7 protein-coding genes are annotated in these 10,024 nt (G+C 72.2%); all 7 read left to right on the forward strand.

What is annotated here, in order from left to right; genetic code table 11:
* Positions 1 to 307 precede the first annotated feature (307 nt).
* The 7 genes from RZ84_RS26130 (at position 308) to RZ84_RS26160 (ending at position 9,843) form a co-directional block, all read left to right on the forward strand.
* Positions 308 to 1,765 carry an aldehyde dehydrogenase family protein gene (locus RZ84_RS26130; RefSeq protein WP_043266348.1) on the forward strand — a complete coding sequence of 486 codons (1,458 nt, stop codon included), beginning with the start codon at positions 308 to 310 and terminating at the stop codon, positions 1,763 to 1,765.
* Between the two features lie 501 nt (positions 1,766 to 2,266).
* Positions 2,267 to 4,204, forward strand: a complete 1,938-nt coding sequence (locus RZ84_RS26135; protein ID WP_043266349.1) for an acyl-CoA dehydrogenase family protein — start codon at positions 2,267 to 2,269, stop codon at positions 4,202 to 4,204.
* 98 nt (positions 4,205 to 4,302) lie between these two features.
* Positions 4,303 to 5,619: a 1-deoxy-D-xylulose-5-phosphate reductoisomerase gene (gene dxr / locus RZ84_RS26140; protein ID WP_043270864.1), complete on the forward strand. Its 1,317-nt coding sequence runs from the start codon at positions 4,303 to 4,305 to the stop codon at positions 5,617 to 5,619.
* The gene (locus RZ84_RS26145; protein WP_043266350.1) at positions 5,616 to 6,917 is read left to right on the forward strand and encodes a M50 family metallopeptidase; all 1,302 of its coding nucleotides are present in this window, start codon (positions 5,616 to 5,618) and stop codon (positions 6,915 to 6,917) included. Before dxr ends, RZ84_RS26145 begins: the two co-directional genes overlap by 4 nt.
* A gap of 174 nt (positions 6,918 to 7,091) precedes the next feature.
* Positions 7,092 to 8,249, forward strand: a complete 1,158-nt coding sequence (gene ispG, locus RZ84_RS26150; RefSeq protein WP_078894194.1) for a flavodoxin-dependent (E)-4-hydroxy-3-methylbut-2-enyl-diphosphate synthase — start codon at positions 7,092 to 7,094, stop codon at positions 8,247 to 8,249.
* Positions 8,250 to 8,436: 187 nt separating this feature from the next.
* The gene (locus RZ84_RS26155; protein WP_043266352.1) at positions 8,437 to 9,282 is read left to right on the forward strand and encodes a GNAT family N-acetyltransferase; all 846 of its coding nucleotides are present in this window, start codon (positions 8,437 to 8,439) and stop codon (positions 9,280 to 9,282) included.
* A 24-nt stretch (positions 9,283 to 9,306) separates the two neighbouring features.
* Entirely contained in the window at positions 9,307 to 9,843 is a 537-nt protein-coding gene (locus RZ84_RS26160) for a GNAT family N-acetyltransferase (RefSeq protein ID WP_043270865.1), read from the forward strand.
* Positions 9,844 to 10,024 lie beyond the last annotated feature (181 nt).

Below are 10,024 nucleotides of genomic sequence, written 5' to 3' on the forward strand. Positions count from 1 at the left end.
ACGACCCGGACGTCCGCATGGAGCTGTGGCTGGCCCTGAAGGCGACGTCGGCACCGCCGGGGGAGTAGGTCCGGTCCGGTGGGTCGGGGTCGGACGGGCCCTGGCCCGGGGAAGCGGCGGACCGCCGCTTCCCGCCGCGCCGACTCCACCGCTGACTCCACCGCGGAGAGACACGGCACCGGATTTCGCCGCTTCGGACAAGCGCCAGGACGGTGCCGCGCCCCTACGGTGGGCTGCAGAGTCAATCGCAGAGCCGCTCCCCGAGCTGCGCGCACCACCCACCACCACTGAAGGGCCGGGATCCACTGTGCCGAACACTGCTGCAGCCCCCACCGCCTTCTGGCTCGCCGGCCGTCAGGCCACCGGCGAGGCCACCTTCGATGTCACCTCCCCCTGGGACGGACGCCTCGTCGGCACGGTGAGCGTTCCCACCGAGGCTCAGGTCGAGGAGGCCGTCGCCGCCTCCGTCGCCGTCCAGGAAGAACTGGCCGCGACCCCCGCCCACGTGCGGGCCGCCGCCCTGGACCACGTGGTGCGCGGGCTCCAGGAGCGGGCCGAGGAGCTCGCCCGGCTGATCTCCGCGGAGAACGGCAAGCCCATGAAGTGGGCCCGCGGCGAGGTCGGCCGCGCGGTGTCGGTCTTCCGGTTCGCCGCCGAGGAGGCCCGCCGCTTCAACGGCGGCGAGGCGCAGCGCCTGGACACCGACCCGGGCGGCACCGGCCGGCTCGCGTTCACCCGCCGCTTCCCGCGCGGCACGGTCCTGGGCATCGCGCCGTTCAACTTCCCGCTGAACCTCTGCGCCCACAAGATCGCCCCGGCCATCGCGGCCGGCGCCCCCATCATCCTCAAGCCGGCCCCGGCCACCCCGCTCTCCGGCCTCATCATCGGCGAGCTGCTCGCCGGCACCGACCTGCCCGCCGGCTCCTGGTCGATCCTCCCGGTCCCCAACGACCGCATGCCGGCGCTGGTCCAGGACGAGCGGCTGCCGGTCATCTCCTTCACCGGCTCCGACAAGGTCGGCTACGCCATCCTCGACTCGGTGCCGCGCAAGCACTGCACCCTGGAACTGGGCGGCAACGGCGCGGCCGTGGTCCTGCCCGACTGGTCCTCCGAGGCGGACCTGGACCGGGCGGCGCAGCGCATCGCCACCTTCTCCAACTACCAGGGCGGCCAGTCCTGCATCTCGGTGCAGCGGGTCATCGCGGACGCCTCCGTCTACGACCGGCTGGTGCCCAAGATCGTCGCGGCCGTCGAGGCCCAGGTCACCGGCGACCCGTCGGACGACGCGACCGAGGTCGGCCCGCTGGTGAGCGAGGACGCCGCCAAGCGCGTCGAGTCCTGGGTGGACGACGCCGTGCAGCGCGGCGCCCGGCTGCTGGCGGGCGGCAAGCGCGACGGCGCCTCCTACGCGCCGACCGTGCTGGAGGACGTGCCCGCCGACGCGATCCTGGCCTGCGAGGAGGTCTTCGGCCCGGTGCTCACCCTCAAGAAGGTCGACGGGGAGGACGAGGCGTTCGCGGCCGTCAACGACTCCAAGTTCGGCCTCCAGGCAGGTGTGTTCACGCACGACACCCGGACCGCCTTCCGCGCCCACCGCGCCCTGGAGGTCGGCGGTGTGGTGATCGGCGACGTGCCGTCCTACCGCGCCGACCAGATGCCGTACGGCGGCGTCAAGCAGTCCGGCGTCGGCCGCGAGGGCGTGCGCTTCGCGATGGACGACTACACCTACGAGCGGGTCCTGGTGCTCACCGGACTGGACCTGTAGAACCGGGCGCTTCCACAGGTCCGGTCCCGTACCGACCGGCCTGGTCCGGTGGACAGCGACGGCCATCCCACGGTCCGTACCGCCCGCCAGGTCCCGGGGCCGGCGCACCCCCCGGCGTCGGCCCCGGCGCGGCGCGCTCCGCACCCTGTTCGGAGCGCGCCGCGCCCCCGTTCTCCCCTGGGGCGTGCCGCAGGGGAGGAGCCGCGGCCCGCGTACCGCCGGCCCGGTGTGCCACCCGCCCCGAAGGGCGGTGTCGGTCGCGCGCGGTGCCGGCTCTCACCGTGCCGTACCGACGGCGTGATCGCCGCGCGGCACCGTGCCGCGCGGCGCATGTCGCCGGATGAATCACCCGTGGCGGGTACCCGCTCCTGGGGCCGGTGCCGCCCCGCGCCTCCACTGGTGCAACCCGTGCGGATCGGGTAACTCTCACAAGTAGCACTGTCCGGCGGCCGACCGGCCCGCCGGTGCAGAACTCCCGATCCGCGGCGAGGTGAGCTCCTGATGACCGCTCCGTCCATCCGCAACGTTTCCGAGCGCGAAGCGCGCCAGGTCGCCGAGGCGGCCCGCGAGCAGGCATGGCGCAAGCCCAGCTTCGCCAAGGAGCTGTTCCTGGGGCGCTTCCGGCTCGACCTCATCCATCCGCACCCCACCCCGGCGGCCGACGACGTACGGCGCGGCGAGAAGTTTCTCGCCACGCTGCGGGAGTTCTGCGAGACCGAGGTCGACGGTGCCCGGATCGAGCGCGAGGGGCGGATCCCGGACGAGACCGTCAACGGGCTCAAGGAGCTCGGCGCCCTCGGCATGAAGATCGACCCGAAGTACGGCGGCCTCGGGCTGACCCAGGTCTACTACAACCGCGCGCTCGCCCTGGCCGGCTCGGCCAGCCCGGCGATCGGCGCGCTGCTGTCCGCGCATCAGTCGATCGGCGTACCCCAGCCGCTGAAGCTCTTCGGCACCCAGGAGCAGAAGGAGACCTTCCTGCCGCGGCTGGCCAGGACGGACATCTCCGCGTTCCTGCTGACCGAGCCCGACGTCGGCTCGGACCCGGCCCGGCTCGCCACCTCGGCCGTCCGCGACGGCGACGATTACGTGCTCGACGGCGTGAAGCTGTGGACCACCAACGGCGTGGTCGCCGACCTGCTGGTGGTGATGGCCCGGGTGCCCGCCTCCGAGGGGCGCGAGGCGGGCAAGGGGAGCAAGGGGGGCATCACCGCCTTCGTCGTCGAGGGCGACGCGCCCGGCGTCACCGTCGAGAACCGCAACGCCTTCATGGGCCTGCGCGGCCTGGAGAACGGCGTCACCCGCTTCCACCAGGTGCGGGTCCCGGCCGCCAACCGCATCGGCCCCGAGGGCGCCGGCCTGAAGATCGCGCTGACCACGCTCAACACCGGACGGCTCTCGCTGCCCGCGATGTGCGCCGGCACCGGCAAGTGGTGCCTGAAGATCGCCCGCGAGTGGTCCGCGGCCCGGGAGCAGTGGGGCCACCCGATCGCCCGGCACGAGGCGGTCGGCGCCAAGATCTCGTTCATCGCCGCGACCACCTTCGCCCTGGAAGCCGTCGTCGACCTCTCCTCGCAGATGGCCGACGAGAACCGCAACGACATCCGCATCGAGGCCGCCCTCGCCAAGCTCTACGGCTCGGAGATGGGCTGGCGGATCACCGACGAGCTGGTCCAGATCCGCGGTGGCCGCGGCTTCGAGACCGCCGACTCGCTCGCCGCCCGCGGCGAACGCGCCGTCCCGGCCGAGCAGGCGCTCCGCGACATGCGGATCAACCGGATCTTCGAGGGCTCCACGGAGATCATGCACCTGCTGATCGCCCGCGAGGCGGTCGACGCCCACCTGTCGGTCGCCGGCGACCTCATCGACCCGGACAAGTCCCTCGCCGACAAGAGCCGGGCCGCCGCCAGGGCCGGCGGCTTCTACGCCCGCTGGCTGCCCAGGCTCGTCGCCGGACCCGGCCAACTTCCGCGCACGTACCAGGAGTTCGGTGAACTGGCGGGCCACCTGCGGTATGTCGAGCGGAGCTCCCGCAAGCTCGCCCGGTCCACCTTCTACGCGATGTCCCGCTGGCAGGGGAAGATGGAGACCAAGCAGGGCTTCCTCGGCCGGATCGTCGACATCGGCGCGGAGCTGTTCGCGATGAGCGCGGCCTGCGTACGGGCCGAGCACCTGCGGCTGACCAGTGACCACGGCCGCGAGGCGTACCAACTCGCCGACGCCTTCTGCCGGCAGGCCCGGATCCGCGTCGAGGAGCTGTTCGGCCGGCTGTGGACCAACACCGACGCACTGGACCGCAAGGTCGTCGCCGGTGTCCTGGGCGGCAGTTACAGCTGGCTGGAGGAGGGCGTCATCGACCCCAGCGGCGACGGCCCCTGGATCGCCGACGCCACCCCCGGCCCGAGCCTGAAGGACAACGCCCGCCGCCCGATCCGGTAGCCGCACCGCGCTCGTACGGGCGGCCCGCGGGTCGCCCGTACGAGGCGCCGTGGCCCTCGGTGGCCGAGGTGCCCCGCCGACCGGCCACAATGGACCGCATGACGGACACCCTCGCCCATCCGCACCTGCGCTTCGAGCCGGCCCGTACCGACCCGGGAGGCCCCCGGGAGATCGTGATCCTCGGCTCGACCGGTTCGATCGGCACCCAGGCGATCGACATCGTGCTGCGCAACCCCGACCGCTTCCGGGTCACCGCGCTCGCCGCGGCCGGCGGCCGGGTCGATCTGCTCGCCGAGCAGGCGCACCGGCTGCGGGTCGCCGCCGTCGCGGTGTCGCGCGAGGAGACGGTGCCCGCGCTCCGCGAGGCGCTGACCGCGAGCTACGGCGCCGGCGAACCGGTGCCGGAGATCCTGGCCGGCCCCGACGCGGCCACCGAGCTCGCCGCCCGGCCCTGCCACACCGTCCTCAACGGCATCACCGGCTCCATCGGCCTCGCCCCCACCCTCGCCGCCCTGAAGGCGGGCCGGGTGCTGGCCCTCGCCAACAAGGAGTCGCTGATCGTCGGCGGCCCGCTGGTCAAGGCCGCCGCCGAGCCCGGCCAGATCATCCCGGTCGACTCCGAGCACTCCGCGCTCTTCCAGGCGCTGGCTGGCGGAACCCGGGCCGAGGTCCGCAAACTGGTCGTCACCGCCTCCGGCGGCCCGTTCCGCGGCCGTACCAGGCGCGAGCTGGCCGGTGTCACGCCGGAGCAGGCGCTGGCCCACCCCACCTGGTCCATGGGCCCGGTCGTCACCATCAACTCCGCGACCCTGGTCAACAAGGGCCTGGAGGTCATCGAGGCGCATCTGCTCTTCGACATCCCCTTCGACCGCATCGAGGTCGTGGTCCATCCGCAGTCCTACATCCACTCGATGGTGGAGTTCACCGACGGCTCGACCCTGGCCCAGGCCAGCCCGCCCGACATGCGTATGCCGATCGCGCTGGGCATCGGCTGGCCCGAGCGGGTCCCGGACGCCGCCCCCGGCGTCGACTGGACGACCGCGCAGACCTGGGAGTTCTTCCCGCTGGACGAGGAGGCCTTCCCGTCCGTGCCGCTGGCCTGCCGCGTCGGCGCGCTGGGCGGCACCGCCCCGGCGGTCTTCAACGCCGCGAACGAGGAGTGCGTCGCGGCCTTCCTCGGCGGCGGGCTGCCGTTCACAGGGATTGTCGATACGGTCGCGGCAGTGGTCGACGAAGGCTTGGCATCCGGAGTGGTGATGAACAAGAGCCAAGGCGGAGCGCAGCCGAGCGGCACGCCCGCCGAGGGAACTTCCCTGACGGTCGCGGACGTCCTGGAAGCGGAGACCTGGGCGCGCGCCCGCGCCCGCGAACTGGCCGCCCGGGCGGCTCACACCCCATCGGAGGCTCGCGCATGACGACCTGGATGACCATCCTCGGCATAGTCGTCTTCGTCGTCGGCCTGCTCTTCTCCATCGCCTGGCACGAGCTCGGCCACCTCTCCACGGCCAAGATGTTCGGCATCCGCGTGCCGCAGTACATGGTGGGCTTCGGGCCGACGATCTTCTCCCGCAAGAAGGGCGACACCGAGTACGGCATCAAGGCCGTCCCGCTCGGCGGCTACATCCGCATGATCGGCATGTTCCCGCCCGGCGACGACGGGAAGCTCCAGGCCCGCTCCACCTCGCCGTTCCGCGGCATGATCGAGGACGCCCGCTCGGCCGCCTTCGAGGAGCTCCAGCCCGGCGACGAGCACCGGCTGTTCTACACGCGCAAGCCCTGGAAGCGCGTGATCGTGATGTTCGCCGGGCCGTTCATGAACCTGGTCCTGGCCGTGGTGATCTTCATGAGCGTGCTGATGGGCTTCGGCATCAACACCCAGACCACCCAGGTCGGTTCCGTCTCGGACTGCGTCATCGCGGCCTCCGCCAAGTCCGACAAGTGCCCGGCCGGCGCCAAGGACTCCCCGGCCAAGGCCGCGGGCCTGCGGGCCGGCGACCGGATCGTCTCCTTCAACGGCCGCGCCGTCCCGGACTGGGACACCCTCCAGGACCGGATCCGCAGGACCACCGGGCCGGCGACCATCGTCGTCGAGCGGCACGGCGCCCGGCAGACGCTGCACGCCGACCTCATCGAGAACAAGGTCGCCGAGACCGACGGTCACGGCGGCTATGTCCCCGGCAAGTACGTGAGCGCCGGATTCCTCGGCTTCACCCCGGCCAGCGGCATCGTCAAGCAGTCCTTCGGCCAGTCCGTGGACCGCATGGGCAACATGGTCCAGCAGGGCACCGAGTCCCTGATAAGCCTCCCCGGCAAGATCCCGGACCTGTGGAACGCGGCCTTCAACGGCGCCGAGCGCAAGCAGGACTCCCCGATGGGCGTGGTCGGCGCGGCCCGGGTCGGCGGCGAGGTCTTCTCGCTCCACATCCCGCCGGAGCAGCGGGTGGCGACCATGCTCTTCCTGGTCGCCGGCTTCAACCTCTCGCTGTTCCTGTTCAACATGCTGCCGCTGCTGCCGCTGGACGGCGGCCATATCGCCGGGGCCCTGTGGGAGTCGGTCCGGCGGGCCTTCGCCCGGGTCGTCCGGCGCCCGGACCCCGGCCCCTTCGACGTCGCCCAGCTGATGCCCATCGCGTACGTCGTCGCCGGCATCTTCGTCTGCTTCACGCTGCTCGTGCTGGTCGCGGACGTGGTGAACCCGGTGAAACTGACGTAGGGCCGTCCGTGGGCCACGGCCGGGCACCCTGCGACCGAGCGGGCGTGCCCGGCCGTCCCCTTTCGAGGGGGCATAAGGGTTCGATGTGCCGGTGGCAACCTCCGTGCCGTAATCTCGATGGTCCGGAGCCCACCGAATCCGGGACGAGATCCACACCTTGGGGTTGCTCACCAGATGACTGCCATTGCACTGGGAATGCCGGACGTACCGGCGAAGCTCGCCGACCGCCGGGTCAGCCGCAAGATCCAGGTCGGTTCGGTCGCCGTGGGCGGCGACGCACCGGTCTCGGTGCAGTCGATGACCACCACCCGGACCTCCGACATCGGCGCCACGCTCCAGCAGATCGCCGAGCTGACCGCCTCCGGCTGCCAGATCGTCCGGGTCGCCTGCCCGACCCAGGACGACGCCGACGCGCTGCCGGTCATCGCCAAGAAGTCCCAGATTCCGGTCATCGCGGACATCCACTTCCAGCCGAAGTACGTCTTCGCCGCGATCGACGCCGGCTGCGCCGCGGTCCGCGTCAACCCCGGCAACATCAAGCAGTTCGACGACAAGGTCAAGGAGATCGCCAAGGCGGCCTCCGACGCCGGCACCCCGATCCGCATCGGCGTCAACGCCGGCTCCCTGGACCGGCGACTGCTCCAGAAGTACGGCAAGGCCACCCCCGAGGCCCTGGTGGAGTCCGCCCTCTGGGAGGCGTCGCTCTTCGAGGAGCACGGCTTCCGCGACATCAAGATCTCGGTCAAGCACAACGACCCGGTCGTGATGGTCAACGCCTACCGCCAGCTCGCCGCCGCCTGCGACTACCCCCTCCACCTCGGCGTCACCGAGGCCGGCCCCGCCTTCCAGGGCACCGTCAAGTCCGCGGTCGCCTTCGGCGCCCTGCTCAGCGAGGGCATCGGCGACACCATCCGGGTCTCGCTCTCCGCCCCGCCCGTCGAGGAGGTCAAGGTCGGCATCCAGATCCTGGAGTCCCTCAACCTCCGGCCGCGCCGCCTGGAGATCGTCTCCTGCCCGTCCTGCGGTCGTGCCCAGGTCGACGTCTACAAGCTCGCCGACGAGGTCACCGCGGGCCTGGAGGGCATGGAGGTCCCGCTCCGGGTCGCCGTCATGGGCTGCGTCGTCAACGGCCCCGGCGAGGCCCGCGAGGCCGACCTCGGCGTCGCCTCCGGCAACGGCAAGGGCCAGATCTTCGTCAAGGGCGAGGTCATCAAGACCGTCCCCGAGTCGAAGATCGTCGAGACCCTCATCGAAGAGGCCATGAAGATCGCCGCGCAGATGGAGGCCGACGGCGTCGCCTCCGGCGAGCCGGTCGTCACCACCGCGGGCTGACCCCCTCCCTCACGAGCCCCGCCGCCCGCCCGGGCCGCGGGGCTCGTACGCGCCCGCGCGCACTCCCGCACGCCCCCGCGAAAGCCCGTACGCAGCGGGCCAGGTGCTTTCGCGCAGGTGGAGGTACAGTGCCAGGACCTGCTCCCGCCTGGCCTCCCAGGCCCGCACCGGTGAGGCTTTCCGACACGTGCTGACGACCACCACCATCAAGGTTCTGGAGCCCGGGGAGCTCGACGCGGCCCTCGCCGTCCTGGACCGCGAACCGGTCGCCAACGCCTTCGTCGCCGCCCGCGTCCAGGTCGCCGGCCTCGACCCCTGGCGGCTCGGCGGCGAGATGTGGGGCTGGTACGTCGGCGGCCGGCTGGAATCCCTCTGCTACGCCGGCGCCAACCTCGTCCCCGTCGGCGCCACCCCCGAGGCGATCCGCGGCTTCGCCGAGCGCGCCCGCCGCCAGGGCCGCCGCTGCTCCTCCATCGTCGGCCCGGCCGGCCCCACCGCCGAACTGTGGTCCCTGCTGGAGCCCCACTGGGGACCGGCCCGCGAGATCCGCGCCCACCAGCCCCTGATGGTCACCCGCAGCCCGTCCGCCGAGATCACCCCCGACCCGTACGTCCGGCGGATCCGCAAGAACGAGCTGGACCTGATCATGCCGGCGTGCGTGGCGATGTTCACCGAAGAGGTCGGCATCTCCCCGATGGCCGGCGACGGCGGTCTCCTCTACCAGGCCCGGGTCGCCGAACTCGTCGGCGCCGGGCGGTCGTTCGCCCGCATCGAGGACGGCCAGGTCGTCTTCAAGGCCGAGATCGGCGCCGCCACCCCGCTCGCCTGCCAGATCCAGGGCGTCTGGGTCGCCCCCGAACACCGCGGCAAGGGCCTGTCCGAGACCGGGATGGCCGCCGTCCTGCGCTATGCCCTCAGCGACGTCGCCCCGGTCGTCAGCCTCTACGTGAACGACTTCAACACCGCCGCCCGCGCCGCCTACCGCCGGGTGGGCTTCGAGGAAGTCGGCGCATTCATGAGCGTACTGTTCTGAGCCGCCGCCTTGTACGCTCCGACCATGGATGACGTCGCGGTCGGCCCCCTCGATCTCGCTGCCCGCGTGGACGACGCGCTGGCCGTACAGGCCCTCGCCTTCGGCCTCGGTGACGAGGAGATCGCCGTCCGCCGGCACATCGTGCTGCGCCACCTCGGCTGCACCGGCGCCCGCGCCCTCGGCGCCACCACCCCCGCCGGCCGGCTCATCGGCTTCGTCTACGGCATGCCCAACGACCGCAGCCACTGGTGGTCCACCGTCGTCGAGCCCTATCTGCGCAGCCAGGGCCTGGACCACTGGCTCGACGACTCCTTCGTCATCACCGAACTCCACGTCCACCCCGCCTACCAGCACCGGGGCGTCGGCCGCGCACTGATCACCCGCATCACCGACGAGGCCGAGGAACCCCGCAGCATCCTCTCGGCCATCGACATCGAAAGCCCGGCCCGCGGCCTGTACCGCTCCCTCGGCTACCAGGACATCGCCCGCCGGGTCCTGTTCCCGAGCGCCCCCATGCCGTACGCGGTCATGGGCGCCCAACTACCACTGAAACGCCCCTGACCACACCGCCACCCACCGTCTTTCCCACCACCCACGGGAGGGGACGGGCCGGAGGGGCCGGTGTGCAGGACGTAAAGCGCAGCAGTCCTGCACACCGGCCCCGGAGGCCCGTCACCGCACCCGACAGCCCCGCGCAGCGGACTCAGCCCGCCGCAGGCGCAGCGGCGGGGGGGGCCGCCAA

It is taken from the genome of Streptomyces sp. CT34, assembly GCF_000805335.1.
In the GTDB taxonomy this organism is placed as follows: domain Bacteria; phylum Actinomycetota; class Actinomycetes; order Streptomycetales; family Streptomycetaceae; genus Streptomyces.

Coding starts and splice junctions, on each gene's coding strand:
- RZ84_RS26145 (WP_043266350.1), top strand. CDS start 5,616: ATGACGACCTGGATGACCATCCTCGGCATAGTCGTCTTCGTCGTCGGC.
- RZ84_RS26160 (WP_043270865.1), top strand. CDS start 9,307: ATGGATGACGTCGCGGTCGGCCCCCTCGATCTCGCTGCCCGCGTGGAC.
- RZ84_RS26135 (WP_043266349.1), top strand. CDS start 2,267: ATGACCGCTCCGTCCATCCGCAACGTTTCCGAGCGCGAAGCGCGCCAG.
- ispG (WP_078894194.1), top strand. CDS start 7,092: ATGACTGCCATTGCACTGGGAATGCCGGACGTACCGGCGAAGCTCGCC.
- dxr (WP_043270864.1), top strand. CDS start 4,303: ATGACGGACACCCTCGCCCATCCGCACCTGCGCTTCGAGCCGGCCCGT.